The sequence below is a fragment of the Pseudomonas sp. MT3 genome, assembly GCF_054720805.1.
On the sequence record NZ_JBTVPY010000001.1, the window covers coordinates 302,252 to 329,160 of the forward strand.

The window sequence follows — 26,909 nt, forward strand, 5'->3', positions numbered from 1 at the left end:
GACCGCCCGGTCCCCGCTTCGCCTCTAGTGACGACACCCGCGCCCTTGGGCATACTGGCCAGCCTTTTTCACCCCTCTAGCAGGAGAAGCCCATGTTCAAGGTCAACGAGTACTTCGACGGCACCGTCAAATCCATCGCCTTCGATATGACCGCAGGCCCGGCCACCATCGGTGTGATGGCCGCCGGCGAGTACGAATTCGGCACCAGCCAGCTGGAGGTGATGCACGTCGTCGCCGGCGCGCTGACCGTCAAACTACCGGGCAGCGACAGCTGGGAAACCTTCGCCGCCGGCAGCAACTTCAGCGTGCCGGCCAGCAGCAAGTTCCAGCTGAAGGTCGCCCAGGACACCGCCTACCTCTGTGAATACCGCTGAGTTCGGCGCGCCCTGAAAAACCGGTCCTGGTGGCCGGTTTTTTATTGCCCGTCGCCGTGGCAGGCAACGAGCCTGTAGGAGCGAGCTTGCTCGCGAACGCCTCACAGGCAACTCCGGCGCCGGGGCGTTTCGCGAGCAAGCTCGCTCCTACGAAGAACCAAAGCAGCCTTGCAGCCCGGCTTCGAGATCAACCCGCAACCCCGCATCCTTCTCTGCGATGAACACCAGCCGCGAGCCCTGCGCCGCCTCGGCCATCGAAGCAGTGCGCAACTGATAGCGCCCGCCCACATACTGCAACCACAAGGCTGCGTCCTGTTCAGCCACCCGGATCAGCCCCTTGAGCCGCAGCACGCTGTGCGGCAACGTCTCCAGCCAGCGCTTCAACCGGGCTCCGTCGAAGCTCGCCTCGCCCTGCCAACTCCAGCTCTCGAACAGATCGCCATGATCGACGCCCTCCTGCCCGTGCGGACGCAGCTTGCGCGACGGCTCACCCAACAGCAGTTCATCGGGAATCCGCGCCTGGATGGTTTCCAGCACCCGCGCCCCCCGGCCGAAACGTTCACGCTGGACAGCCCGCTCCTCGGCATCCAGCAGGTCGCACTTGTTCAGCAGCAACAGGTCGGCGGCGGCGGCCTGCATACGCTCCAGGCGGGCGTACTCGCCTTCCAGCGGCTCGCGGCGGGCCGCGTCGACCACGGTGAGCACCGCGTCGAGATGCAGGCGCCGACGCAGTTTCGGATAACCCAGGGTCTGCACGATGCGCTGCGGGTCCGACACGCCGCTGCACTCGATCACCACCTGTTCCAGAGGCGGGCTCATATTCGCCAGGCGCTCCAGCTGCGCCAGCAGGTCGTCCTGCACGCTGCAACAGATACAGCCATTCTCCAGGCTGTACACCGCCTCGGACTGTTCGGCGATCATTCCGGCATCGATGTTCAGCTCGCCGAAATCATTGACGATCACCGCCAGCCGCCTGCCCTCGCAGCGCTCCAGCAGGTTGCGCAGCAGCGTGGTCTTGCCGGCGCCGAGGAAACCGGCGACCACCGTCACCGGGATGCTCGCGGCATTCATGCGTTGACACCTTCGATGCGCGGCGGCTCGCCCTGCCATACCGCCGCCAGCGGAGTGTCGCTGAACCGGCCGAGACGATCGTAGACCGGTCGCCCCTCGACGAAGGTCAGTTGCACCTCGGTGCGGTGGATGTAGTTGCGTGCCGGCTGCGCGAACAGGTCGCGGTCGAGCACGATGAAATCCGCCGACTTGCCTGCCTCCAGGCTGCCGGTCAGGTGCTCCAGCCCCATCGCACAAGCCCCATTGAGCGTTGCCACGCGAATCGCCTGCTCCAGGCTGATCGGCTCGCCGAAGCAGGCCGAATCGTCGTTCCAGGGGTTCTGCCGGGTAACCAGGGTTTCCAGCGCCAGCCAGGGATCGATGGAGGCCACCGGCCAATCGGTGCCGAACACCGCAATGCCGCCAGCGGCCAGCACGCCCTTGAAGTCGTAGATACGTTTCAGGCGGTCCGTGCCATAGCCGGAGCGCGCGCCGCTGGCGAAGGGTGTCGGGTACCAGGCCGCCGGGGAAAACTCGGCGATCACCTCCAGTTCGCGGAAACGCTTGAGGTTGCCCGGATGCAGGATGGTACTGTGCGCGCACTGGTGACGAATGCCGCTGAAGCCGTTGCGCCGGCGCGCTTCGGCCACCGCGTCGAGGAACACGTCGGACGCCCCGTCACCCGTGCAGTGGGCGATGACGCGGATGCCACGGCGATCCATGTCCACCACCATGTCGGTGATGTGCTCGGGTGTCAGGTTGAGCTTGCCGCGCCAGGCGTCCTCGCCCGGCCACGGGGCGATCAGGAAGGAAGAGCGCGGCTCCACGGTGCCGTCGAAATGAAACTTCACCGCATTCGCCGACAGCCGCGCGCTGCGGTAGTAGTGGCGTTCGCCGCCGAGCAGCTCCCAGCGGCGGCGCACCGGGAAGATGTCGTCCTGCCAACTGATCGCCGCCTCCACGCGCAGCGTGAGCTGGCCGGTGTCGTCCAGGTGCTTGAGGGCGTCCAGGCGGTTCTCGCAGACGTGCAGGTACTTGGCCGCCGTGACGCCACGGGAGCTCTGGAAATGCACGCCGTCGCGGTAGGACTGGCGCAGCACCTTGGCCGGGGTCGGCGGCATGGCGGCGTGGATCAGGGCATAGGCGCCGTCGATCATCAGGCCCTTGGGTTCACCGGTGAGTTCGTCGCGCTCCAGGTAGCCGTTGCGCGGATCGGGCGTGTCGGCGTCGATGCCGGCCAGTTCCAGCGCGCGGGAGTTGACCATCATGGTGCCCCACATGCGGTCGAGCAGCGCCACCGGGCGGTCCGGCATGATCGTATCCAGCCACTCGCGGCCCGGCTTCAGCCCGGCCTCGCGGAAGGTGTAGCGGACCCAGTACTGGCCGTAGATCCAGCCGTCGCCAGGGTGACTGGCGGCATAGTCGCGAATGGCCTTGGCCAACTGCTCGGGGGTCGGGTCCTCGATGCCGACATCCAGGTCGTCGGCATAGCGCGGCGCCAGGGCGAGATCCGGGTGGGTGTGCATGTCATGCAGGCCGGGCATGCAGAAGGCGCCTTCGAGGTCGTGCACCAGGGTGTCCGGGCCGACCAGGTACTCCATCGTCTCCCGGCGCCCCACCGCCAGCAGCCGGCCGTCGCGGATGGCCACCGCCTCGGCCCAGGGCTGGGCGGGGTCGAGGGTGTAGAAGCGACCGTTGTGCAGCAGCAGGTCGGCGAAGCGGTCGGTGGGGGAATGGGAGGAGCGGAAGCGATCCGGAGCGGTCATGGGAAGCCCTGTCTGTTCTTGTCCGTGGCGGCAGTATAGGGCTCGGATTTCACCCATCGACTAGCATAAGATGACAACTCGCTAGCAGCAGACGACAGTTCTTCAGCATGCTTACCGCCGCCTCGTTCGACATCGATTACGCCGCCCGCCAACTGTTCCGCCACTTCCTCGATGAATGGCGGGCGCGCCCCGCCCTGCCGGCGCTGGCGCCCCTGCTGGGCGGCCTGGGCCTGCCACCGGCCGGCGAAGCGGCGGCCGCCGAGATGAACTTCGCCCGCTACTACCGCCTGCTGCAACAGGCCGCCGGACTCCTCGGCCCCAGCGACTTCTTCTTGCGCCTGGGCCAGCGCTACAACCTCTACGACCTGGGCGTGATTGGCTATGCGCTGATCAGCGCGGCGAACCTGCGGCGTTCCTGGGACATCTCCCTCGGCCAGCCGTCGAGCCTGATGCCGCACCCGATCCACACCCAGCGCGACGAAGACGCCAGCCATATCCGCCTGACCCTGCAACTGCCGCCGTTCAGCGAGGCGGAACGCAACGCGCTGTGCGAGGAATGGCTGAGCAGCACCTGGCGCTGGCTGTGCCAACGGCTGCCGGAACTGGAAGACTGCGCCGGCATGCAGGTTCATCTGCCCTACCCGCCGCCGCTCCATGCGCGGGTCTATCCGGAACTGTTCCCCGGCCAGTGCCGATTCAACGCCCCGCAGGCGGAGCTGTGGATTCCCCGGGAATACCACGACCGGCCCTTCTCCACCGCCAACCCGACGGTGACGCGCCTGTGCCAGGCCCAGGGCGCGGCGACCCTGGCCAGCTTCGAGCGCGGCCAGGCGCTGCCCGATGACGTGCGCTTCTATCTATTGCAGAACGCCCGCATCCCGCTGCCGGACCTGGAACAGACCGCCGCCTGGCTGCGCATGCCGCCCCATACGCTGCAACGGCGGCTGCGCGAGCATGGCCTGACCTTCAAGGGTATCGTGCTGGAAGTACGGATGGCGCTGGCCCAGCGTTACCTGCTGGCGAGCCGCATGGCCTTGCAGGAGATCGCCTTTCTGCTGGGCTACGAGCACGTCACCAGCTTCCACCGGGCGTTCCAGCGATTTACCGGGACGACACCGGAGCGCTTTCGCGCCGATGCCGGGAAGTAGCACCTGCCGGGATGCCTCCTGCCAGGGTGCGGAACCTTCGTAGGCGCCAGCTTGCTCGCGAACGCTCTCCAGCGGCTCCGGAGTCGGGTGGTTCGCGAGCAAGCTCGCTTCTAGGGGGCCGAGGCATTGCGAGCCCGATCAGGCCTCCTTCTCGCAGTTGATCAGCCACGGCACCCCGAAGCGATCTTCCAGCGCGCCGAACAGCACGGCCCAGAAGGTCTGCTCCAGCGGCATGGTGACCTTGCCACCCTTGCCCAAGGCCTCGAAGATGCGCCGGGCCTCGGCCTTGCTGTCGACGTTGAGCGTGATCGAGCAGCCCTTCACGCCTTCGTACGTCCCGCATTGCGGCGAGGCGTCCGAGCCCATCAGCACGTGGCCGTCCACCTCCAGGCGCACGTGGATGATGCGGTTCTTCATGTCCGCCGGCATGTCCTCGCAACCCGGCGCATCGGCGAAACGCATCAGCGCCGGCAGCTCGCCGCGCAACACTTCGGCGTAGTAACGGAAGGCTTCTTCGCAGTTGCCGTCGAAGGTCAGATAGGCATTCATCAACATGGCAGTTTCCTCCGGTTTCAGGGTTTGCGAGCGATCTGCTCGCGGATGCGTTCTTCCTGCTCGCGCAGCTCGGGGGTAAATTCGGCGCCGAAGTCCTCGGCCTCGAATATCTGCCGGATCTCGATCTCCGACGGACCTTCGAAGGGATTGGGGCACCGCTTGACCCAATCGATGCACTCCTGCAGCGAAGCGACCTGGAAGATCCAATAGCCGGCGATCAATTCCTTGGTCTCGGCAAAGGGACCGTCGATGACCGTACGCGAGGCTCCGTCGAAACGAATCCGCGCGCCCTTGATGCTGGGCTGCAGCCCTTCACCGGCGAGCATCACGCCGGCCTTGGCCAGCTCCTCGTTGTAGGCTCCCATCGCCGCGAGTAGTTCTTCCTTGGGCATCACGCCCGCTTCGGATTCGGCGGTGGCCTTGACTATCACCATGAAACGCATGGTTTTTCTCCTCTTGTAAGGGGCATCGTGGCGGCCGGGCATTCCCGGTTCCTGACGAATAGTCGAAGCCCGCGGAACGAAATCGACAACGGCTCGGAATTTTTTTCGCGGTACCTCGCAGGATGCCTGAGCATAGGTCGCAATACCCGGAGCCAGGCGTTGTGCGACAAAAGGCGAGAACCGCGGCACGCGACGGGCAGCATGCGCCGCGCGACGCGCTGCGGCCCTCCGGATTCGCGCTCTCGGAACGCATCCGAAACCACCCAGGCCATCTTTTCATGGGCAGTGCATCGAGCAAGGCGTTCAGCCCAACCGATGACAGGCACGAGCCCGCGACTGGACAGGCCCTGCGTCGCTCCCTAGATTGGAACGCTTTCCCTGCACAGGAAGCCCGCCCCCATGAGCCTGGAATCGGTTCGCGCGTTCTTCGCCGAAAAGGCCCCCGACATCGCCATCATCGAGCTGGAAACCAGCACCGCCACCGTCGCCCTGGCCGCCGAGGCCCACGGAGTGGAGCCGGGACGAATCGCCAAGACCCTGTCCCTGCGCGTCGGCGAGCGCACCGTGCTGGTGGTCGCCCGCGGCGATGCGCGGCTGGACAATCGCAAGCTCAAGGAAGCCCTGGGCGGCAAGGCCAAGATGCTCGGCGCCGAAGAAGTGGTGGAACTGACCGGTCATCCGGTCGGTGGCGTCTGCCCCTTCGGTCTGGCCACGCCGCTACCGGTGTACTGCGACGTGTCGTTGCAGGCCTTCGACGAGGTGCTGCCGGCCGCCGGGGCGGTGCACAGCGCGGTGCGGATCGGGCCGCAGCGCATGGCGGAGCTGGTGGCGGCGGATTGGGTGGATGTCTGTCAGGAGCTGGCCTGATCGTCCGTTGCGGCTGTGGGCAGGTTCGCGAGCAAGCTCGCTCCTACAGGTCATGGCGCGATACGCTGGCTTTTCTCCTGTTGGAACCGAGTCCGGCGCGAAGGATTTCCAGAGAAATATCCGCACGCACCGGAGCGCCCCTTCAGGAGGTCTGGTGGAATCGGAGTTTCAGGGGTTGAGCGGCATGGATGCCGCGACGGCTGCATGGATGCAGGAGGAAACCCCGGTCTCAGCCAGCACGGTCTGCCCCCTCTCCCTGAGGGAGAGGGGGAAGCGCTGGCACAGGTCGTCCAGAAGTAGACAGTTGCCCCTACGCGAACGCAACGTATGGACCGCCCGCACCTGAACGCCTGTTACTGGCGCGAAGCCCCCGGCTCCAGTTCCGCGGCACCCGCCTGTCGCACGGACTGAACCGGCACCTGTGGAGTCTCCTCCTCGGCGATCGAACGACGGAATCCCTTGATCGCCTCCCCCAGGTCCGCCCCCGCACCCTTCAGGCGGCGGGTACCGAATACCAGCACCACCACCGCCAGCAGCACCAGCCAGTGTTTCCAGTCGAACAGTCCCATGATGCAGTCCTCGGTTGATCGGGTCGCCGAAGGTTAACGGGATTGCGCACCTGCCGATGCCGCCATTCGACGAACTCCGGGCGCTGATCGCACGCACCAACGGCGAACTTTTCGCAGGCGATGGAATTTCTTAACGAAATCCCCCGTGCCCGCCCCGAAGGGCTCCCGCATGAGTCGACAACAAGAAATCTATCTTGTTGATATTAAAGAATAAAAAATAAAATCTGGAAGATGGCACAAAGCTTGAGTAAGACGCCTCGACAACAACAAAAAGGCGTGCCTTCATGAATCGACCCAACCCGGCCCTCGGCCTGTCCTGCGCTCTCCTGCTGAGCAGTGCCCTTCCCACCGCCCAGGCCACCGAAGGGGGCGGATCGTCCTGGCCTATGGGCATCGAGAACTACCTGATGGGCGTGGTGCCGCCCCCCGGCCTCTACGGCCAGGTGTTCGCCGCCGATTACCGCGCCGACAGCCTGCGCGGCAACGACGGCCACGAGCTGCCGGTGGACTTCGACCTGCACGTGAGCTCCATCGTCCCGCGCTTCATCTGGGTCACCGAGCAGCAGATGCTCGGCGGCAACCTGGGCTTCCATGCGGTGGTACCGCTGAACCGCATGCGGGTAGAGGTGGAGGGTCAGCGCGAGAGCAAGAGCGGCCTGGGCGATATCCACGTAGGGCCGTTCCTCGGCTACCACTACAGCGACAAGCTGCATGCCGCCACCGGGGTCGACCTGGTGCTGCCCACCGGCTCCTACGACAAGCACGACCTGGTCAACCTCGGGCGCAACTACACCACCCTGCAGGCCATCTACGCGCTGAGCTACATCGACCCGCAGGGGCTCAACGCCGACGTGCGCCTGATGTACGACTACAACTTCGAGAACCAGGCTACCGACTACCTGTCGGGCCAGGAACTGCACGCCGACTATGCCGTCGGCTGGGGCCTGGGCAACGGCTGGGTGGTTGGCGTGGGCGGCTACCTCTATCGCCAGGTGAGCGACGACGAGCAGGATGGCCATCGCCTCGACGACAACCGCGGCCGGGCCTTCTCCATCGGTCCGTCGGTGCAGTACAGCGCGGCCTCCGGCTGGCACCTGAGCGCCAAGTGGCAACAGGAAAGCGATGTGCGCAACCGCCCGGAGGGCGCGGCCTACTGGCTGAAGTGGACCTTCCCGCTCTGACCCCGCACGGCGGCGGCGCCCCGCTGGCGCCGTCGCCGCACCGGCCTCAGCGCTTGAGCCGGTAGCTGACCTGGGCGCGGCTCATGCCGAGCATCTGCGCGGCGGCGGTGATGTTGCCCTGGCTGCGTTCCAGCGCCAGCTTCACCAGCAGGCTCTCGATGGCATCCAGGCTGGTGCCCAGGGCGCCCTCGCGGCCGGCGATGAAGGCCTGCAGGCTGGCCAGCACCGGCTCGCCGGAAGCGCCTCGGGTCTGCTCACTCTCGAACGCGGCCTGCAGCAGTTGCGCATCGGCCAGCGCGGTGGCGTGCTGCTCGCCGGGCAACGGCAGGCTGCCGAGGCGACCGGACGGGGTCAGGCCAACCGGCGCCGCGATGCTGCGGTCGCCGCCCAGGGTCAGGTGGCTGATGTCCATGGCCGCGCCGTCCGGGCAGGCGATCACGCCCCGTTCGATGAGGTTCTGCAACTCGCGGATGTTGCCGGGGAAGGCGTGGGTCAGCAGCGCGTTGAGCAGGCGCGTGGTGAAGCCCGCGAGCCGCCGCCCGTGCCGCTCGCTGAAGCGGCGGAGGAAGTGGTTCATCAGTAGCGGGATGTCCTCCCGCCGCTCGCGCAGGGGCGGCAGGTGGATGGGGAAGACGTTCAAGCGATAGAACAGGTCTTCGCGGAAGCGCCCGGCCGCCACCTCGGCGCGCAGGTCGAGGTTGGTCGCGGCGATCACCCGCACATCGACGCGGATCGGCGCGTTGCCGCCGACCCGCTCGATCTCGCCTTCCTGCAAAGCGCGCAGAATCTTGCTCTGCGCCGCCAGACTGAGGGTACCGATCTCGTCGAGGAACAGGGTGCCGCCGTCGGCGCGCTCGAAGCGTCCGGCGCGGGTGCGCTCGGCGCCGGTGAAGGCGCCGCGCTCGACGCCGAACAGCTCGGCCTCCACCAGGTTCTCCGGCAGGGTCGCGCAGTTCAGCGAAATCAGCGGCATGCGTTGCCGGCTGCTGGCACGGTGCAGGTTCTCGGCGAAGAGTTCCTTGCCCACCCCGGACTCACCGGTCAACAGCACCGTGGCCTGGGTCGGTGCCACACAGCGCAGCAGGTGGCTGGCGGCGACGAAGGCCGAGGAAATCCCCACCATGCTCCGCGCGTCCCGCTCGCCCGGCGGCGGCGTGTCCATCCTGGCGACTTCCATCGCGCTGGCGAAGGCATGGGGCGCGCGGCTGATGAAATCGCGGGCGTCCAGGTGGGCGAGGTCGCGCTGCACGTCATCCCACTGCTCCGCCGGCTTGCCGACGATACGGCACACCGACTGCCCGCAGGCGCGGCATTCCACCTCGCGGAACACCACCAGGCGGCCGAGCAGCGACGAGGCGTAGCCGCTGGCATAGCCGATGGCCATCCAGCAGGCGCTGTCGTTGCCGATGCCGTACTGGGCGATGTGCACGTCGGCTTCCACCGAGTTGTGCCAGAGGAATTCGGCGTCGAAGTGGCCCAGGCTGTTGTCCATCTCGAAGCGCAGCGCCTCGACGTTGAGCATGCCTTCGAGCATGTGCAGGCGCGGCCCGGCGGAGAACAGTGCGCTGGGGTCGCCCTGCGGCCACTGCTCGCTGACCTGCGAGGCGTCGGCCGCCCCCGCCTGCCAGCCGATGCGGGTGAATACCTCGCGGGCCTTGAGGGTGCCCAGGTTCTCCACCAGTTCGCGGCGCAGGGTGCCGAGGGTCGAGGTCTGCATCAGCACCATGCGCTGGCCGCACAGCCAGATGGAGCCATCCTGGGGCGAGAAGGCCACCGTCTCGGCCAGCTCGCCGGCGGACGGGCAGCCACGGTTCTCGAGGCCGGTGGTGCTCTCCACGATCAGTCGTTTGCGACTCTTCAGGAGATCTTCCAGGAACCGCTCTTCGAGGGTCGCGCGGTCGTTGTCGTTATGTCTTGGGGCTGTCATCTCGGGCAGGCACAGGCAGGGAATCGGTCCAGTATGCCCGCCCGGCCCCAGCGGTCAATTGCCACCATCGACTATCCGTTCGCCGACGTTCGATCAACGAACCGCGCAGGCGAGGCATTTCGACGAGTCGGCGAAATCTCTTCATAAAATTCCGCGAAGCAAATTTTCGCCGGCCCCGTTCGCCCACCCCAAAATAAATACAAATAATTGATTTAAAAGAACTTTATTTAAATTAACCGCTTCTGGCACGCCCCTTGTTAAGACCCTCTTCAAAGCGCCCAGCGCATACAACAAGACGGTGCCCGTGCCATGACCCACTGCCCCTCCCCGCTCCACCCGCCAACGCGCCCGATCAGCCGTCCGCTGCCTGCGGCCTGATCCGCTTCGTGCTTCCCCACTGAACAACAAGAGAGAGGACTCCATGAGCTTCCCCCTGCCCCCCTATGCCGATCTGGACCTGCAACCGCTGGCCGGCCACTGGCGCCACGGCGCCTCGCCGCGCCAGCTGGAGGTACGCGATCCCTACACCGACCAGTGCCTGCTGAGCCTGCCGCTGGCCACCCGCGCTGACCTCGACCAGGCCTGCCAGGCCGCCCGCGCCGCCCAGGTCGAATGGGCCGCGCAAGCCCCCTCGGCGCGTGCGGCGGTGCTGCTGCGCGCGGTCGAGCTGTTCGACCGCCGCCGCGAGGAAATCATCGGCTGGATCATCCGCGAATCCGGCAGCACCCGGATCAAGGCCGAGATCGAATGGGGCGCCGCCCGCGCCATCACCCTGGAGGCGGCGTCGTTCCCCAGCCGGGTCCACGGGCGCATCCTCGAATCGGACATCCCCGGCAAGGAGAGCCGCGTCTACCGCCGCCCGCTGGGCGTGGTGGGGATCATCAGCCCGTGGAACTTCCCCCTGCACCTGACCCAGCGTTCCCTGGCGCCGGCCCTGGCGCTGGGCAACGCGGCGGTGGTCAAGCCGGCCAGCGACACCCCGGTCAGCGGCGGCCTGCTGCTGGCGCGACTGTTCGAGGAAGCCGGGTTGCCGGCCGGCGTGCTGAGCGTCGTGGTCGGCGCCGGCAGCGAGATCGGCGACGCCTTCGTCGAACACCCGGTGCCGGCGCTGATCTCCTTCACCGGCTCGACCCCGGTGGGCCGCTCCATCGGGCGCCTCGCCAGCGGCGGCGCGCACCTCAAGCACGTGGCCCTGGAGCTGGGCGGCAACAGCCCGTTCGTGGTGCTGGCCGACGCCGACCTGGAGCGCGCGGTACACGCCGCCGTGGTGGGCAAGTTCCTCCACCAGGGGCAGATCTGCATGGCGATCAACCGCATCATCGTCGAGCAGCCCCTCTACGAGGCGTTCTGCGAGCGCTATGCCGAGCGCGTGCAAGCGCTGCGCTGCGGCGACCCGAGCGACCCGGCCACGGTAATCGGCCCGGTGATCAACCAACGTCAGCTCGACGGCCTGCTGGGCAAGATCGACACGGCCCGCGCCGAAGGCGCCCGGGTGCTGGTGGAGGGCGCCGTGGCCGGCCGCGTGCTGCCGCCCCACGTGTTCGCCGACGTACGCCCGGACATGGAGATCGCCCGCGAGGAAATCTTCGGTCCGCTGGTCGGCATCCAGCCGGCGCGCGATGCCGAGCACGCGCTGGAGCTGGCCAACGCCAGCGAGTTCGGCCTGTCCAGCGCGGTGTTCGGCGGCGACCTGGAACGCACCGTGCGCTTCGCACGGCGGATTCACGCCGGCATGACCCACGTGAACGACATCCCGGTGAACGACGCGCCCAACGCCCCCTTCGGCGGCGAGAAGAACTCCGGCATCGGCCGCTTCAACGGCGACTGGGCGATCGACGAGTTCACCACCGACCACTGGCTGAGCGTGCAGCACGGCCCGCGTCCCTATCCCTTCTGACCGTCTACTTCGAACAAGCACAACAACGGAGAAGCCCATGCCTTGCATCCTTTCCCGCGGCGTTCGCCGCATCCTGCCCGCCGGCCTGGCGCTGGTCCTCGCCGCCGCGGCCCTGCCGGCCCTGGCCGACGGCGACGGCCAGTGGCACGGCGGCGCCAACGTCTACGCCAAGGTCTGCGGACACTGCCACGAGGCCGGCGTCGGCCCGGTGATCAAGGGCCGCCAGTTGCCGGTGGAATACATCAGCGCCGTGGTGCGCCACGGTTTCCGCGCCATGCCGGCCTTCCCCACCGCCTACATCGACGACAACGCACTCAAGGACGTGGCGCAGTACATCCAGCAATCCGCCGCGCCAGCAGCCAAGTGAGGGCCACGCGATGAATCTCGAACGTCGAACCCTGCTCAAGGGCATGGCCCTGGGCGCCGCCTCCGGCGTGGCGCTGAGCCTGCCGGGTGGCGCCTTCGCCGGCGGCCTGGCACAACGTGGCGGCGCTCCGGCGCTGGTATTGCTGGAGCGTCCGACCCGCGACTCGGCCTTCTACCAGGGCATCCTCGCCGCCGCGCCGGATGCCTCGCCGCGCGTGCTGCAGGCATCCGCCGACGGCGCCTTCCTCGCGGTACTCGATGCGCAACTGCGCGCCGGCGGCGAAGTGCTCGGCCTGCTCGACGACGCCAGCGCCCTGCTGGCCGTGGAGCGCGCCCGCAGCGCCGGCGCGCGGGTGCGCTGGCTGGGGCAGCACAGCGTCGACGGCGGCCACTCGCGCCACCGTCTGCTCAGCGCCGATGCCAGCCACGGCTGCGCCAGCCGACTGGGGCATGCCCTGGCGCTGTGCGGCGCCGGCTTCGCCTTGAGCGAGTCGCGCTTCGATGGCGCCCGTGCCCCGTTGCAACTGCAGGCCGCGCCCCGCCGCGCCGGCCAGGAAGAGCAATGGGCCGCCGCCCTCGGCTTCGCCCTTGCCGGCGCAGCCCCTGGCCGCCTCGTCCCCGGCGTCGTCGCCAGTGGGCTGAGCGGCCATTTCGTGTCTTTCTCGATCCAGGCCTGAAGGAGCCCGTCCCATGACCGAAACCAAGCAGAACGCCGTGCTCCCGCGTGGCGTGAAAAACACCGAGTTCGCTAAGGCGGTCGTCAAGTTCCGCGCCCTGCTGGGCGAGGACAACGTGCTGCTCAAGGATGACCAGCTGGTCCCGTACATGAAGATCATGATGCCGGTGCCGGACGCCGAGCACGCGCCCTCGGCGGCGCTCACCGCCACCAGCGTGGAGCAGGTGCAGGGCGTGGTGAAGATCTGCAACGAACACCGCATCCCGATCTGGACCATCTCCACCGGCCGCAACTTCGGCTACGGCTCGGCGGCCCCCGGCCAGCGCGGCCAGGTGATCCTCGACCTGAAGAAGATGAACAAGATCCTCCATGTCGACCCGGAGCTGTGCACCGCGCTGGTGGAGCCGGGCGTCACCTACCAGCAGCTGTACGACTACATCGAGGAGAACAACCTGCCGCTGATGCTGTCGATGTCGGCGCCCTCGGCCATCGCCGGCCCTGTGGGCAACACCCTCGACCGGGGCGTGGGCTACACCCCCTACGGCGAGCACTTCCTCATGCAGTGCGGCATGGAAGTGGTGCTGGCCAACGGCGACGTGCTGCGCACCGGCATGGGCGGGGTCAAGGGCGAGAACAGCTGGCAGGTGTTCAAGTGGGGCTACGGCCCGAGCCTGGACGGCATCTTCACCCAGTCCAACTTCGGCATCTGCACCAAGATGGGCTTCTGGCTGATGCCCAAGCCGCCGAAGTACAAACCCTTCGCCATCCGCTTCGAGAACGAGAGCGACATCGCCGAGATCGTCGAGGTGCTGCGGCCGCTGCGCATCGCCCAGATCATCCCCAACGCCCTGGTGATCGCCAATGTGCTGTGGGAAGCCGGCAGCGCCAACGTGCGGCGCAGCGACTACACTCGCGAGCCGGGCGCGACGCCGGACTCTGTGGTCCGGCAGATCATGAAGGACAAGGGCCTGGGCGCCTGGAACGTGTACGCCGCGCTGTACGGCACCGAGGAGCAGGTCGCGGTGAACTGGAAGATCGTCCAGCAGGCCATCGCCGCGCTCGGCAAGGGCACCCTGATCACCGAGGAGCAGGCCGGCGGCACCCAGCCGTTCAACTACCGCGCCAAGCTGATGAAGGGCGTGCCCAACCTGCAGGAGTTCGGCCTGTACAACTGGCGCGGCGGCGGCGGCTCGATGTGGTTCGCCCCGGTCAGCCAGGCGCGCGGCAGCGAGACCGACAAACAGATGCAGTTGGCCAAGCGGATCCTCAACAAGCACGGGCTGGACTACGTCGGCGAGTTCATCGTCGGCTGGCGCGACATGCACCACGTGATCGACGTGCTCTACGACCGCACCGACCCGGCGCAGACCGAGGCCGCCCACGCCTGCTTCGCCGAGCTGCTGGATGAGTTCGAGAAACTCGGCTACGCCGTGTACCGGGTCAACACCGCGTTCATGGACCGCGTGGCCGACAGCTACGGCCCGGTGAAGCGCCGCGTGGACCACGCGATCAAGCGCGCGCTGGACCCGAACAACATCTTCGCCCCCGGCAAGTCCGGCATCGACCTCGACGCCTGATGCCTCCGCGCGGCCCGTCCGGGGCCGCGCATTCCTCCCCTCGCGCATCCGCCGCCGTGCCCTCCGGCGCCACGGCCACTGTCGGGCTATGCTGGCGCCTTTGTCCCGCCGGAGCGCCGCCATGACCGTCCGCCGCATCGTCGCCAACCTCGCCACCGCCAGGCCCGCCGAGGTGGCGCGCTTCTATCGCGACCTCTTCGACCTGGAGATCGTCATGGACCACGGCTGGCTGCTCACCCTCGCCAGCGGTGGCAGCGCCCTGGCGCAGATGAGCCTGGCCAGCGAAGGCGGCTCGGGTGCGCCGGTGCCGGACCTGTCCATCGAAGTGGACAACCTCGACGAGGTGCATGACCGCGCGCAGGCAGGCCATCACGAGATCGCCTATCCGCTGGCGATCGAACCCTGGGGCGTGCGTCGGTTCTTCCTGCGTGACCCGCTGGGCACCCTGGTCAACGTGCTGGAGCACACCGGCTGAGGATCGCCGGGGATGGGCAACGGCGGGCGACCAGGGGAGCCTCCGGCCATCCGCCGCCACCTTGCCCCGGCCCCTGCCGGCAACTAGGGTTAAACCACCCGCAACGGCGCGCGGTGCAACCGCAGGTGGTCCCGCCATGTCCCTCGTGCTCTATGGTCATCCCTTTTCTTCGTACACCCAGAAAGTCCTGATCGCGCTGTACGAGAACGGCACAGCCTTCGAGTTCCGCTGCATCGGGCCGGACACCCCCGACTACTCGGCGCAATGGCTGCGCCTGTGGCCGCTGGCGAAATTCCCGGTGCTGCTCGACGGCGAGCGCAGCATCGCCGAGTCGAGCATCATCATCGAGTACCTGCAACTCGCCCACGGCGGCGCGCTGCGCTGGTTGCCCGACGAGCCGATGGCGGCGCTGCAGGTGCGCTTCCTCGACCGCTTCTTCGACCTTCACGTGATGAGCCCGGTGCAGCATGCCGTCTCCGGCGCCCTGAGCGGTGACGCCGGCAAGCGCGAGGATGGCCTGGCGGTCGCCACGCAAAGGCTGGAGCACGCCTATGGCTGGCTGGAAGCCCACCTGGCCGCCAGCGACCCCTGGGCCAACGGCGACGACTTCACCCTCGCCGACTGCGCGGCGGCGCCGGCGCTGTTCTATGCCGACTGGACCCACCGCATCGGCGACGCCTACCCGGTGCTCCGGGCGTACCGCGCGCGGCTGCTGGCGCGCCCGTCGTTCGCCCGCGCCGTCGACGAGGCCCGCCCCTACCGTCCGCTCTTTCCGCTGGGCGCACCGGACAGGGATTGACGGCCGGCGCGCGGTTGCCCTCGTCCGACAATTCTGCTGGGATGCCGGCCTCCCCCGTTGCAAGAGAAACGCTCATGGCCTCCTACGAGGAACTGTTCTCCATCGGTGAAGGCTTCGATGCCTTCGTCGCCCACGGTCTGCCGGACGAAATCGCCGGCGTGCGCAGGGTGCAGGACAAACTGGCCGGGGCCGACGCCGTCAGCGCCGCCACCCGCCAGCGCCTGCACGCCGTCTCGCGGCGCTACCACCTGCTGGTGGCCGGGGAAATGTGGTGCCCGGACTGCCAGATCAACATCACCGTGATGGACTTCCTGCAACGCGCCCAGCCGCGCATCGACCTGGCGGTAATCACCAAGGGCCGCGCCGAGGACGACCTGCGCGAGCGGCTGGCGCTGGAGCGCATCCCGATCCCGGTGGTGGCCGTGCTGAACGAGAACTTCGAGCTGGTCGGCCGTTTCGTCGAGCGCCCGCAGGTGGTGGTCGCCGGCGGCGATGCGCTGAAGCCGGACTACCGCGCCGGGCAGTACCTGGAAGACACCCTGACCGACCTGCTGGATATCATCGAAGCGGCGCAGGACCGAGCCTGATCCGGCGCTGCCGGCCTCCGGCTGTCCCCGTCGCGGACAGCCGCCCATCCCCCGCTTCGCCTGCCAGTGAACTCAACCCGCCTGTCGGCTGTCTGTCAGCTGTCGGCCCACCTGGGCGGGTTGCATGGCACTTCGCCAGTTGACGCGGGATCGCGTCATTTCCCGCCCTGTTCACAACAATTTCCCAGGCCGGCGATTTCGTTCCCGCTTGCCGGGTTTGTTCCTATCGCCATGTGAAGATGACCCATGTCCCTATCCCGCCAGCTCGCTCCCCGTGTTTCCTCCCTCCAGACCCGCGCCGTGGGCGCCTGCCTGCTCGGTGGCCTGCTGGCGGCCACGCTGCCGGCGCTGGCCGAGGAGGCGGCCGGCAACGCCCGTTGGGTGAACGACAGCCTGACCACCTATGTGCGCAGCGGCCCGACCGATGGCTACCGCATCGTCGGCACCCTGGTGTCCGGGCAGAAGGTCGAGCTGGTGAGCACCCAGGGCGACTACAGCCAGGTCCGCAGCGAAAGCGGCAACACCGTATGGATCCCCAGCCGCGATCTGCAGGACAAGCCCGGCCAGGCCGAGCGCCTGCCGCAGCTGGAGCAGAAGGTGACCGAACTGAGCAGCCAGCTCGACGGCATCAACGACACCTGGAAGACCCGCGTGCAGGGCATGCAGGAAACCCTGGACGCGCGCAAGAAACTGATCGACGAGCTGCAGGCCGCGCGCACCTCGCTGGACAACGAGCTGAACCAGGCGCGCTCCGACCTACGCTCGGTGCAGGCGCAGCTGGGTGACGAGAACAAGCAGGTGCTGATGCGCTACATGACCTACGGCGGCAGCATCGCCGGCGCCGGGCTGCTGGCGGGCCTGATCCTGCCGACCCTGCTGCGGGTGCGCCGCAAGCGCAACGACCAGTGGGTCTGACACACTCCCGCCACCCCTGAAGCCCGCGCCCGCGCCCGCGCGGGTGGTTCCTCCGGGTACCCCGACGCGCTACTCCTCCAGGTGGCAGACGCAACACAGCTTGTTGCCGTCCAGGTCGCGCACATAGGCGCCGTAGTAAGTGGGCGAATAGTTCGGCCGCAGCCCCGGCCCGCCTTCGTCGGCGCCGCCCTGCTCCAGCGCGCGCCGGTGGAAGGTCTCCACCTGGGCACGGGTCCGCGCCTCGAAGGCCACCAGGCTGCCATTGCCGGCGCTGGCCGGTCGCCCGTCGATGGGCACATAGACGCAGAAGGCGATGTCGCTCTGCGGGTGGGTGAATACCGCGCGCTCCGGGTTATGGCGGTGCGCCAGCAGGCCGATGCCCAGGGGCTCGAGCAGGCGCTGGTAGAACCCGATGGCCCGCGGCAGGTCCGCGGTGCCGACAGTGATGTGGCTGAACATCGCTGAGTCCTCGTCAATAGCCGCGCAGGTCATCCACCGGCGTCGCCAACGCGTCGCCGGTGATGCGCGTCAGCGTGCGGGTGAGGATGTCCACGGCGTTGTCGAAGCAGCCGTGGGCGGCGGGAATCTCCACCCGGGGATTGCGGCAGGTGACCACCTTCGGCGCGTCCAGCAACTGGATCCGCCGGCCCTGCGCGAGCCCCGCCGTGAGCAGCGCCTGCCGCCAGTTGCTCAGCGCCTCGCCGGTGGCGGACGAGCCGTCCCAGCGGCGGTAATTCACGTCCAGCACATTGGCCAGGCCCAGGATCGGCGTGCGCAGGTCGCCCTCCAGCGCATTGGACACCAGGTACAGCAGCGACTTGCGATAGATCGCGGCGGTGTTGTCGTCACGCTCGGCACGGTCGGAGAGGATGTCCAGGTACAGGTTCTTCATCAACCGCCCGTGGGGCGCGTAGTGGCGATTGGCGAACTGCACCGTGCATGCCGGCGCGTAGAGGTGGATCGAGGCAATCCGGTCGTCCACCCCGCGCGCGGCCATCACGTCGACCAGCCAGCCGAGGAAGATCGCCCCGGCGGAATGGCCGACCAGGTGGATTTCCAGTTGCTCGCCCCAGGTGCGCTTGAGGTTCTGCAGGGCGCTGACCAACAGATCGCCGCCGCGCGTCGGCAGGCTGGAGAACTCGGCGTTTTCCTTCATCTCGCTCCAGATCGGCCGCGCCAGCGGACGGCCAACCGAGGTTTCCAGCAAGGCATCGGTGGCGTCGGTCAGCACCTCGCGCACCCCGCCGGCGCGCGCCGGTTCGCTGTGCAAACGCTCGGCGAGGAGATTGCCGATGGACTCCAGCACGCCGGTTTTCCAGACCATGAACAACGGGTAGCAGCCGTTGCCGATGAAGAAACGGCCCATAGCGCGGGCCCGGGTGATGGCCGCGGCCTCGCTGTTCAGGCCGCCGTGGCAGTAGATCACCAGCCGCTTGGTGGCGCCCGGCTGGGCGCGCAGCCATTGATCGGGCAAGGCGCAGGCCTGGAACAGCAAGGTGCGGGTCAGTTCGTCCTGGGTCAGGTAGCGGCTCACCCGCCCATCGTTGCCGAGCACCACGCTGTGCTCGTAGGCGGTGGCCTCGTCCCACCAGAGCGCCTTGTTCGCCCCCGCCACCGCCGTGCCGGCCTGGCCGCCAGCGGCCAACTGGCCGAGCACCACGCCGGGCACCCCCAGCGCCGCGACCCAGGCATCCATGCCATTGGCCAGCCAGTCGGCGTAGCCGAGCACGGCGAAGCCGCCGCTGCCCCAGCCGGCACCCCAGGAGTTCTGCAGGATGAAGCCGTCGTTATTGAACCCCACCAGCGCAAAGGCATGGCCGCCAGTCTGGGACGGCCGCCCCGCGTAGGGAATCCGCTGCAGGTTTGCGTGGCTGGGCGCGGCGCCCTTCTTCTTCGCCGCCGCGCCGGACCTGGGCGTGCCGGGCAACTGGTTCCAGCCGTCATGGGTGAACGCGGAAACATAGATCGCACCGACTTCCTGGATGGCCGCCTGCAGGTCGGTGATGGATTTCACGTCGATGCGGTAGTAGACCCCCAGGGTGTTGCGGGTGGCGCGGGCGGCGTAGCCGAACCGTGGCTGGGTGATGCCCTGCGCGGTGTAGGGCCAGTCCCGCTCCAGGCAGACGCCGTGGTGGAACCAGCCCTTGAGCGCCCCCCGGCAACTGGAGCCTTCGTAGTCCTCGCCGGCGTACTCGTCATAGCGCCGGGCGAAGTCATAGAGCATGCGCGGGCTGACGGCGTCGAAGCCGTCCACCGGATTGCCGGCCTTGCACCAGCGCAGGTAGTTGATCACGCAGGCCAGCCCGAAGCCGGTGCAGGCGCCCTCCTGACCCTGGTCGAGGATCAGCCCGGCCTGGGTATAGTCGCCCAGGTAGCGCGCCACCTGGGGATCGCCAGGGAACCTGTCCGGCAGGCTGGCCGCTGGCGGCAGGTAGGCTCGGTCGCGCAGGTCCAGCGGGTCCTTGCTGGCGTTGAGCCTGGGCCTGGCGACGGCCTTGCCCTTGGTGGCCGCTGGCGCGAGTACCTCGGCGGCGAGGTCGAACACGCTGAAGAAGCGGTCCAGCCCGTGGCTACCGCCATTCACCCGCTTGCGCGCGGCGAGGAAGTCCCGCGGTTTGCCGACCAGCCCCGGAGGCAGCGCGGCGCGCAGCTTCGCCGCGCCGTCGGCGAGGAACAACGCCAACAGGGCCGCCGCGATTTCCGGCGCATTGGCGAGGTCGGGCAGTTCGACGAGGTCCACGCCGATCGCCTCGCCGTACTTCCGGTAGTCCGCCCGTCCGGTCAATTGCACATAGCCACGGCCACGAAAGGTCGCGCCATCCCCCGGCTGGTCGTTGCCCAGGTCCTTGCGGCCGTCGTAGGCACTGAAGGGCGGCCGCCCGGAAGGCGTGTTGAACTGCGAAGGAAATTCGGAGATCGGCATGAAGCCTTCGGCTTCCGCGCGGATCGTACCCAGCGCGACCAGCAGCAACGGCCGCTCGGTGAGGCCGGCGCTCTCCAGCGCGGCGGCGACGTAGGGCAGGTAGCGACGAACGTTGGACGGCTTGGTCGCCGGGAACAGCTGCTGCACCTGCGGCAGCTGGATACCCAGCCCCTTGAGCGACAACAGCCCCAGCAGGTTCAGGCAACAGGCGCCGACCACGCCATCGGCGATCACCCCGATGCCGGCCTGCCAATGGCGCACCGCCGCTTCGGTCTGGGCGTCGAACACGTCCCCCTTCGCCAGTCCGGGAAACTGCGCGGCATCGCCGTCCAGTACCTTGGCCAGGCGGCGACGCAGATCGCCTACCGCGGTCCCTTGATGTCCTTTTACCAGCAGTGCTTTCATGATGCCGTCTCCCGCTATCCGTCGAGGGGATTGGCTGCAACGCCGCGTGTGCGCGCAGACAACCCGGCGACCGACAACCGCGAGCAACGGCCACCGCCTTCCGCGAGAACAGCCTGCCCCGGGGCCTGCGCCCCAGGAGCTCCCGCAGGACCGCGCGCGCCTCCCTGGCTGCCTGGCGACGCGCAGCCCGCCTTGAACTATAGCCGCGCCTTCACTGCCACCGAGGTCGCCCGGACGGACGCGTCAGTTGCCCGCATGGGCGCGTTCCAGCGCGGCCATGTCGAGCTTCTTCATGCTGAACACTGCCTGCATGGTGCGCGTGGCGCGCACCGGGTCGGCGTCGGCCACCATGTCGCCGAGGTGGCGCGGGACGATCTGCCAGGACAGCCCGAAGCGGTCCTTCAGCCAGCCGCACATCTGCGCCTCCACCGGCCCGCCGGCGGACAGCCTGTCCCAGTAATGGTCGATCTCCGCCTGGCTGTCGCAATGGACCACCAGCGAGACGGCCTCGTTGAAGCTGAACACCGGGCCGCCGTTGAGCGCCAGGAAGCTCTGGCCGTCCAGCTCGAAGGCCACGGTCAGCACCGAGCCGGGCTCCTTGCCGTGGTGCTCGCGGCCCGCCTCGCTGTAGTAGGCGACCTTGCCGATCCGCGAGTTGGGGAAGATGCCGGTGTAGAACCCCACGGCTTCCTCGGCCTGGTTGTCGAACCACAGGCAGGGGTTGATGCGTTGCAGGCTGGGCATGGCGATGCTCCTGATCCTCGCGCGGCCGACGTGGCCGGCGTATGAGTTGGTCGCTCGGGCGACGACGAGATCGACAAGTCTAGGCGCTGCCTTGCCGGGTTCCGGACGATCGGTCGAACGGCGGGCGCTGGCAGCAAACGCACGCGGCTTGTCCGGATTCGCTCCCCGGCGCCGATTGCCGCCAGCGCGCCACGGATTTCCAATGGACACAACACGGCGCGGGCCCCGCCGTCCCCCAGCCACCTCCTTCGGAGATCCACCATGAGCCTCGACCTGAACGGCGTGAACGTCCCCGACAGCGCACTCGCCCGCGCCATCACCGAAATGGTCCGCGACAACGCCACGCCCCTGCTCTTCCACCACTCCTCGCGCGTCTACTACTGGGGCGCGCTGACCGGTGCGCGCAAGGGACTGGCGTATGACGCCGAACTGCTCTATGCCGGCGCCATGTTCCATGACATGGGCCTGATGCCGCGCTACTGCAGCCGGTGCGAACGCTTCGAAGTGGACGGCGCCGACTGCGCCGCCGAGTTCCTGCGCAGCCACGGCATCGCGCAAGGCGACATCGAGACGGTCTGGACCGCCATCGCCCTGCACACCACGCCGGGTATCCCGCGGCACATGAAGGCGGAGATCGCCCTGGTCACCGCCGGCGTGGAAATGGACGTGCTGGGTATCGCCCACGACCAGTTCCCCGCGGCCCAGCGTGAGGCCGTGGTCGCCGCCCATCCGCGCGGCGGACAGTTCAAGCAGGATATCCTGCAGGCCTTCTACGACGGCATCAAAGGCAAGCCGCAAACCACCTTCGGCAACGTCAAGGCTGACGTGCTGGCGATGAAGGACCCGGACTTCGTGCGCGGCAACTTCTGCGAGGTGATCCTCGGCTCCGCCTGGGACAGCTAACCCCGTGCGGAGACTGGCGGGCCCAATACACCGGGCTCGCCCAGCAGTTGCGTCAGCCAGTGCATGAACACCCGCACCCGCTGCGGCAGGTGGCGGTGGGCGTAGAGCAGCGAGACGTCCATCGACGGCAACGCCACGTCCTCCAGCACCCGCACCAGCCGCCCCGCCTCCAGCTCGTCGCGCACCCCGTGCAGCGGCACCTGGATCAGTCCCAGTCCGCCCAGGCAGGCGCTCTCGTAGGCCTCGGCGTTGTTCACCGACAGCGCACCGGCCATCGGCAGGCTGCGCGTCTCGCCGTTCTGCAGGTACTCGAAGCCCGCCGACCGCGCACCCAGCACGCTGGCGTAATGGATCAGCCGGTGCCCGGCCAGGTCCGCCAGGCTCCGCGGTACGCCAAGAGCCGCCAGGTACGCGGGGCTGGCGCAGGTGACCTGGGGCGTCCGCCCCAACAGGCGCGCCACCAGCGACGGATCGCCCACCGCCCCGGCCCGCACCACGCAGTCGAAACCTTCGCGCACCAGGTCGACGCGACGGTCGGTACAGCTCACCTCCAGATCCAGCGCCGGATGCCGCGCGAGGAACTCGCCCAAGCGCGGCATCAGCAGCTTGCGCGCCATCACCGTCGGCATGTCCACCCGCAGCCGCCCGCTCAAGGCCTCGTCCTGCTGGCGGAACAGGCCCTGCAACCCGTCCAGCTGGGCGAGCATGTCCTTGCCGCGCTCGTAGAGCACCAGGCCATCCTGGGTCACCGTGACCTTGCGCGTGGTGCGTTGCAGCAGGCGAGTGCCGAGCAGTTCCTCCAGCGCCTGGATGTGCTCGGACACGGTGGAACGCGGCAGGCCGAGCTGTTCGCCGGCCTGGGTGAAGCTGGCCAGTTCGGCGACGCGGACGAAAGTGCGCAGGAGTTCGGGACGGAGCATGGCGGTGGGTCTCTATTGTTCGGATAACTCGACCAGTATTTCCGAAACCAGCCGATTTATCACGATCATTGCGAACAATAAGCTCTCTTCATTCCCACCCGGACCGGAGCTTCGCCATGACCCGCAAGATCGCTCTCATCACCGGCGCCAGCCGTGGCCTCGGCCGCAACGCCGCCCTGCACCTCGCCGCCGCCGGCATCGACATCATCGGCACCTACCGCAGCCAGGCCGACGAAGCCCGCGCCGTGGCCGCCGATATCCGGCAACGCGGCGGCCGCGCCCTGATGCTGCCGCTGGACGTCGCTGACAGCGCCAGCTTCGGCGCCTTCGCCCAGCAGATTGGCGACGGCCTGCGCAGCCACTTCGGCCGCGACCGGTTCGACTTCCTGCTGAACAACGCCGGCATCGGCATTCACGCCGCCTTTGCCGAAACCACCGAGGCGCAGTTCGATCAGTTGCTGAACATCCAGTTCAAAGGTCCGTTCTTCCTCACCCAGGCACTGCTGCCGCTGATCGCCGACGGCGGACGCATCCTCAACGTTTCCACCGGCCTGACCCGCTTCGCCCTGCCCGGCTACGGCGCCTACGCCGCCATGAAAGGCGCGATGGAAGTGCTGACCCGCTACCAGGCCAAGGAACTGGGCGTGCGCGGCATCGGCGTGAACATCATCGCCCCCGGCGCCATCGAAACCGACTTCGGCGGCGGCCTGGTGCGCGACAATGCCGAGATCAACCGGCAGATCGCCAGCAACACCGCCCTGGGCCGGGTCGGCCTGCCGGACGACATCGGCGGCGCCATCGCCATGCTGTTCGCCGACGGCAGCCGCTGGATCAACGGCCAGCGCATCGAAGCCTCGGGCGGCATGTTCCTCTGAGCCCACCTAGGCTCCCGCCCCGCGCGGGAGCCTAGCGATCGCCAGCATTGGCCGGGCTGGCGCCTGGCGCGTCCGCCGGAAGACGCCGCACTGGTGATGCGCAAGGGTCGCCGACATCGGCTTCGCCGAGCTGCCGCCGCAGGACTGGCCGCAGCAACCCCGGCTGGCCTATGGCGAGGAACCGGACGACACCCCGGAACCATTGGGCGCACGGCGTTCGCGAGCAAGCTCGCTCCTACAATGAAACCGGCGCCACGGCGACCAGGGGTCGCGCCGCCCGGCACGCCACGGATGCCGGTGAGGCGTTTGGCCGGTACAATGCGCGATTGCCCGTGCCACGCCTGATAAGCACACCTGATAAAGAAGAAACCATGTCCCTGCCCAAACACCATCTGGAACTGCTCAGCCCTGCCCGCGATGTGTCCATCGCCCGCGAGGCCATCCTGCATGGCGCCGACGCCGTCTACATCGGCGGCCCAAGCTTCGGCGCGCGGCACAATGCCTGCAACGAGGTGAGCGATATCGCCCAGTTGGTGGAGTTCGCCCACCGCTATCACGCGCGGGTGTTCACCACGATCAACACCATCCTCCACGACAATGAGCTGGAACCGGCGCGCGCGCTGATCCACCAGCTCTACGACGCCGGCGTCGATGCGCTGATCGTGCAGGACCTGGGGATCATGGAGCTGGACATCCCGCCGATCGAGCTGCACGCCAGCACCCAGACCGACATCCGCACCCTGGAGCGGGCGAAGTTCCTCGATCAGGCCGGCTTCTCCCAGCTGGTATTGGCCCGTGAGCTGAACTTGCAGGAAATCCGCGCCATCGCGGATGAAACCGATGCCGCCATCGAGTTCTTCATCCACGGCGCGCTGTGCGTGGCCTTCTCCGGCCAGTGCAACATCTCCCACGCCCAGACCGGCCGCAGTGCCAACCGTGGCGACTGTTCCCAGGCCTGCCGCCTGCCCTACACCCTGAAGGATGACCAGGGCCGCGTGGTGGCCTTCGAGAAGCATCTGCTGTCGATGAAGGACAACAACCAGAGCGCCAACCTCAGCGCCCTGGTGGACGCCGGCGTGCGCTCCTTCAAGATCGAAGGGCGCTACAAGGACATGGGCTACGTGAAGAACATCACCGCCTATTACCGCCAGCGCCTGGACGGCATCCTCGCCGAGCGCCCGGACCTGGCCCGCGCCTCCAGCGGCCGCACCGACCACTTCTTCGTGCCCGATCCGGACAAGACCTTCCACCGTGGCAGCACCGACTACTTCGTCAGCGAGCGCAAGATCGACATCGGCGCCTTCGACTCGCCGACCTTCACCGGCCTGCCGGTGGGCACCGTGGAAAAGGTCGGCAAGCGCGACCTGCTGGTGGTGACCAAGGACCCGCTGTCCAACGGCGACGGCCTCAACGTGCTGGTGAAGCGCGAAGTGGTCGGCTTCCGCGCCAACATCGCCGAGCCCAAGGGTGAGTTCGAGGAGGACGGCGAGAAGCGCTACCGCTACCGCGTCGAGCCCAACGAGATGCCCGAGGGCCTCTACCGCCTGCGCCCGAACCACCCGCTGTCGCGCAACCTCGACCACAACTGGCAGCAGGCGCTGCAGAAGACTTCCGCCGAGCGCCGCGTCGGCCTGTCGTGGGTCGCCAAGCTGCGTGAAGAGCGCCTGGAACTGACCGCCACCAGCGAGGAAAGCGTCAGCGCCAGCGTCGCCCTGGACGGCCCGTTCGGCGCCGCCAACAAGCCGGAGCAGGCATTGGACCAACTGCACGACCTGCTCGGCCAACTGGGCACCACCCAGTACCACGCCGACCGGATCGAGCTGGACGCCCCGCAGGCGTTCTTCATCCCCAACTCCCAGCTGAAATCGCTGCGCCGCGAGGCCATCGAAGCGCTGACCGAAGCCCGCGTGCAGGCCCACCCGCGTGGTGGCCGCAAGGCCGAGACCAGCCCGCCGCCGGTGTACCCCGAATCGCACCTGTCCTTCCTGTACAACGTCTACAACGAGAAGGCCCGCGCGTTCTACCACCGCCACGGCGTGCAACTGATCGACGCCGCCTACGAGGCGCATGAAGAGACGGGCGAAGTGCCGGTGATGATCACCAAGCACTGCCTGCGCTTCTCCTTCAACCTGTGCCCGAAACAGGCCAAGGGCGTCACCGGCGTACGCACCAAGGTGCAGCCGATGCAGCTGATCCACGGCGACGAGGTGCTGACCCTGAAGTTCGACTGCAAGCCGTGCGAGATGCACGTGATCGGCAAGATCAAGGGCCACATCCTCGGCCTACCGCAGCCGGGCAGCGACGGCGTGAGCAACATCGTCGGGCAGATCAGCCCGGAAGACCTGCTCAAGACCATTCGCAAGCCGGCGCACTGAGCCTGATCCGACTGTATCTGTAGGAGCGAGCTTGCTCGCGAACCGCCCCGGCACCTGAGCCTCCAGGAAATTCGTTCGCGAGCAAGCTCGCTCCTACAACAAGCCCCGATCCCCCGCTATGATCGGGACATGCCCAGCACTCCTCCGCTCCGCCAGCAATGCCCGCCCGGCGCCTGCAACTGCGATCGGGAACGCCTGCTGCAAACCCCCAACGCCGACCTGCGCATCCTGCTGCTGACCCGGCATGAGGAACAGCGCCTGCTGGAGCGCCTGGAAAACCTCAAGGACCTGGCGGACCTGGAGCGTATGCAGCACAAGCTCTTCGAGCAGCTCGGCATCCGCCTGCACATCGCCCCCGGCTTCAACGAAGTGCGCACCATGCGCGGCATCGAGTTCGACTTCGACGAGCAGCCCGGCCTCTGCCGCAAGACCCGCCAGGCTATTCCCGCCGCGATCCGCCGGGGTATGGAGAAGAACCCGGAAATCGCCTGGCGCCTGCTGGATGCTCACGACCTGCTCGGCAGCCTCTAGCCCAACACCCCACCGTTTTTTGTAGGAGCGAGCTTGCTCGCGAACTGACTTCCCGGCGGTT

Annotated in this window: 26 protein-coding genes; 16 read left to right on the forward strand and 10 right to left on the reverse strand. The window is 67.9% G+C overall.

Going from position 1 to position 26,909, the window contains the following annotated elements; genetic code table 11:
- Nucleotides 1-92 precede the first annotated feature (92 nt).
- Nucleotides 93-374, forward strand: coding sequence for a pyrimidine/purine nucleoside phosphorylase (gene ppnP / locus ACYCAX_RS01285; RefSeq protein WP_460247269.1), 282 nt, complete (start codon nt 93-95; stop codon nt 372-374).
- Nucleotides 375-521: 147 nt separating this feature from the next.
- On the opposite strand, the gene ACYCAX_RS01290 is transcribed toward ppnP, so the two are convergent.
- Complete coding sequence (locus ACYCAX_RS01290) at nt 522-1,445, reverse strand: CobW family GTP-binding protein (RefSeq protein ID WP_015477531.1); 924 nt, start codon at nt 1,443-1,445, stop codon at nt 522-524.
- On the reverse strand, nt 1,442-3,190 hold the full coding sequence (locus tag ACYCAX_RS01295) for an amidohydrolase (protein ID WP_294978493.1): 1,749 nt from the start codon (nt 3,188-3,190) through the stop codon (nt 1,442-1,444). Before ACYCAX_RS01295 ends, ACYCAX_RS01290 begins: the two co-directional genes overlap by 4 nt.
- A 107-nt stretch (nt 3,191-3,297) precedes the next feature.
- Here ACYCAX_RS01295 and ACYCAX_RS01300 point away from each other — a divergent pair, with 107 nt between their 5' ends.
- A complete protein-coding gene (locus ACYCAX_RS01300) occupies nt 3,298-4,338 on the forward strand; it encodes an AraC family transcriptional regulator (RefSeq protein ID WP_015477533.1) in 1,041 nt (346 codons plus the stop codon).
- A 138-nt stretch (nt 4,339-4,476) separates the two neighbouring features.
- Here ACYCAX_RS01300 and ACYCAX_RS01305 read toward each other — a convergent pair whose 3' ends face one another.
- Together ACYCAX_RS01305 and ACYCAX_RS01310 are read right to left on the reverse strand one after the other, a co-directional pair.
- Nucleotides 4,477-4,893, reverse strand: a complete 417-nt coding sequence (locus tag ACYCAX_RS01305; RefSeq protein ID WP_015477534.1) for a VOC family protein — start codon at nt 4,891-4,893, stop codon at nt 4,477-4,479.
- Between the two features lie 17 nt (nt 4,894-4,910).
- Nucleotides 4,911-5,336: a YciI family protein gene (locus ACYCAX_RS01310; RefSeq protein ID WP_294978500.1), complete on the reverse strand. Its 426-nt coding sequence runs from the start codon at nt 5,334-5,336 to the stop codon at nt 4,911-4,913.
- 399 nt (nt 5,337-5,735) lie between these two features.
- Here ACYCAX_RS01310 and ACYCAX_RS01315 point away from each other — a divergent pair, with 399 nt between their 5' ends.
- Nucleotides 5,736-6,203: a YbaK/EbsC family protein gene (locus ACYCAX_RS01315; protein WP_015477536.1), complete on the forward strand. Its 468-nt coding sequence runs from the start codon at nt 5,736-5,738 to the stop codon at nt 6,201-6,203.
- Between the two features lie 353 nt (nt 6,204-6,556).
- On the opposite strand, the gene tatA is transcribed toward ACYCAX_RS01315, so the two are convergent.
- Nucleotides 6,557-6,772 carry a twin-arginine translocase TatA/TatE family subunit gene (gene tatA / locus ACYCAX_RS01320; RefSeq protein WP_460247270.1) on the reverse strand — a complete coding sequence of 72 codons (216 nt, stop codon included), beginning with the start codon at nt 6,770-6,772 and terminating at the stop codon, nt 6,557-6,559.
- Between the two features lie 284 nt (nt 6,773-7,056).
- On the opposite strand from tatA, the gene ACYCAX_RS01325 reads away from it, so the two are divergent.
- Complete coding sequence (locus ACYCAX_RS01325; protein WP_460247271.1) at nt 7,057-7,953, forward strand: SphA family protein; 897 nt, start codon at nt 7,057-7,059, stop codon at nt 7,951-7,953.
- 46 nt (nt 7,954-7,999) lie between these two features.
- Here the strand turns inward: ACYCAX_RS01325 and ACYCAX_RS01330 are convergent, their stop codons facing one another.
- Nucleotides 8,000-9,880, reverse strand: a complete 1,881-nt coding sequence (locus tag ACYCAX_RS01330; protein WP_460247272.1) for a sigma 54-interacting transcriptional regulator — start codon at nt 9,878-9,880, stop codon at nt 8,000-8,002.
- A gap of 421 nt (nt 9,881-10,301) precedes the next feature.
- Here ACYCAX_RS01330 and ACYCAX_RS01335 point away from each other — a divergent pair, with 421 nt between their 5' ends.
- The 8 genes from ACYCAX_RS01335 to ACYCAX_RS01370 all read left to right on the forward strand — a co-directional run bounded on the left by ACYCAX_RS01335 (nt 10,302) and on the right by ACYCAX_RS01370 (nt 17,172).
- Nucleotides 10,302-11,777 (forward strand): aldehyde dehydrogenase family protein, encoded by a 1,476-nt coding sequence (locus ACYCAX_RS01335; protein WP_015477540.1) that lies wholly within the window; start codon nt 10,302-10,304, stop codon nt 11,775-11,777.
- A 37-nt stretch (nt 11,778-11,814) separates the two neighbouring features.
- Nucleotides 11,815-12,144 (forward strand): c-type cytochrome, encoded by a 330-nt coding sequence (locus ACYCAX_RS01340; RefSeq protein ID WP_460247273.1) that lies wholly within the window; start codon nt 11,815-11,817, stop codon nt 12,142-12,144.
- A gap of 10 nt (nt 12,145-12,154) precedes the next feature.
- Nucleotides 12,155-12,820, forward strand: a complete 666-nt coding sequence (locus tag ACYCAX_RS01345) for a hypothetical protein (RefSeq protein ID WP_460247274.1) — start codon at nt 12,155-12,157, stop codon at nt 12,818-12,820.
- 13 nt (nt 12,821-12,833) lie between these two features.
- Nucleotides 12,834-14,396, forward strand: coding sequence for an FAD-binding oxidoreductase (locus ACYCAX_RS01350; protein ID WP_460247275.1), 1,563 nt, complete (start codon nt 12,834-12,836; stop codon nt 14,394-14,396).
- A gap of 121 nt (nt 14,397-14,517) precedes the next feature.
- The gene (locus tag ACYCAX_RS01355; RefSeq protein ID WP_460247276.1) at nt 14,518-14,871 is read left to right on the forward strand and encodes a VOC family protein; all 354 of its coding nucleotides are present in this window, start codon (nt 14,518-14,520) and stop codon (nt 14,869-14,871) included.
- A gap of 136 nt (nt 14,872-15,007) precedes the next feature.
- Nucleotides 15,008-15,670, forward strand: a complete 663-nt coding sequence (locus tag ACYCAX_RS01360) for a glutathione S-transferase family protein (RefSeq protein WP_015477545.1) — start codon at nt 15,008-15,010, stop codon at nt 15,668-15,670.
- A gap of 74 nt (nt 15,671-15,744) precedes the next feature.
- On the forward strand, nt 15,745-16,257 hold the full coding sequence (locus tag ACYCAX_RS01365; protein WP_294981435.1) for a thioredoxin family protein: 513 nt from the start codon (nt 15,745-15,747) through the stop codon (nt 16,255-16,257).
- Nucleotides 16,258-16,503: 246 nt separating this feature from the next.
- Nucleotides 16,504-17,172, forward strand: a complete 669-nt coding sequence (locus ACYCAX_RS01370) for a TIGR04211 family SH3 domain-containing protein (RefSeq protein WP_294981432.1) — start codon at nt 16,504-16,506, stop codon at nt 17,170-17,172.
- A 69-nt stretch (nt 17,173-17,241) separates the two neighbouring features.
- Here the strand turns inward: ACYCAX_RS01370 and ACYCAX_RS01375 are convergent, their stop codons facing one another.
- From ACYCAX_RS01375 to ACYCAX_RS01385, 3 genes are all read right to left on the reverse strand, one after another.
- Nucleotides 17,242-17,631: a VOC family protein gene (locus ACYCAX_RS01375; RefSeq protein WP_015477548.1), complete on the reverse strand. Its 390-nt coding sequence runs from the start codon at nt 17,629-17,631 to the stop codon at nt 17,242-17,244.
- Nucleotides 17,632-17,644: 13 nt separating this feature from the next.
- Nucleotides 17,645-20,500 (reverse strand): C1 family peptidase, encoded by a 2,856-nt coding sequence (locus ACYCAX_RS01380; RefSeq protein ID WP_460247277.1) that lies wholly within the window; start codon nt 20,498-20,500, stop codon nt 17,645-17,647.
- Between the two features lie 243 nt (nt 20,501-20,743).
- The gene (locus ACYCAX_RS01385; protein ID WP_015477550.1) at nt 20,744-21,244 is read right to left on the reverse strand and encodes a VOC family protein; all 501 of its coding nucleotides are present in this window, start codon (nt 21,242-21,244) and stop codon (nt 20,744-20,746) included.
- Between the two features lie 261 nt (nt 21,245-21,505).
- Here ACYCAX_RS01385 and ACYCAX_RS01390 point away from each other — a divergent pair, with 261 nt between their 5' ends.
- Nucleotides 21,506-22,147: an HD domain-containing protein gene (locus ACYCAX_RS01390; RefSeq protein ID WP_294973429.1), complete on the forward strand. Its 642-nt coding sequence runs from the start codon at nt 21,506-21,508 to the stop codon at nt 22,145-22,147.
- Here ACYCAX_RS01390 and ACYCAX_RS01395 read toward each other — a convergent pair.
- Nucleotides 22,144-23,067: a LysR substrate-binding domain-containing protein gene (locus ACYCAX_RS01395; RefSeq protein WP_294973427.1), complete on the reverse strand. Its 924-nt coding sequence runs from the start codon at nt 23,065-23,067 to the stop codon at nt 22,144-22,146. The two genes, ACYCAX_RS01390 and ACYCAX_RS01395, sit on opposite strands and share 4 nt — an antisense overlap.
- 116 nt (nt 23,068-23,183) lie before the next feature.
- Here ACYCAX_RS01395 and ACYCAX_RS01400 point away from each other — a divergent pair, with 116 nt between their 5' ends.
- From ACYCAX_RS01400 to ACYCAX_RS01410, 3 genes are all read left to right on the forward strand, one after another.
- Complete coding sequence (locus ACYCAX_RS01400) at nt 23,184-23,942, forward strand: SDR family NAD(P)-dependent oxidoreductase (RefSeq protein WP_294973425.1); 759 nt, start codon at nt 23,184-23,186, stop codon at nt 23,940-23,942.
- A 371-nt stretch (nt 23,943-24,313) separates the two neighbouring features.
- Nucleotides 24,314-26,317: a peptidase U32 family protein gene (locus ACYCAX_RS01405; protein WP_460247278.1), complete on the forward strand. Its 2,004-nt coding sequence runs from the start codon at nt 24,314-24,316 to the stop codon at nt 26,315-26,317.
- A 129-nt stretch (nt 26,318-26,446) separates the two neighbouring features.
- A complete protein-coding gene (locus ACYCAX_RS01410; RefSeq protein ID WP_015477555.1) occupies nt 26,447-26,848 on the forward strand; it encodes a hypothetical protein in 402 nt (133 codons plus the stop codon).
- The last annotated feature ends 61 nt before the right edge of the window (nt 26,849-26,909 follow it).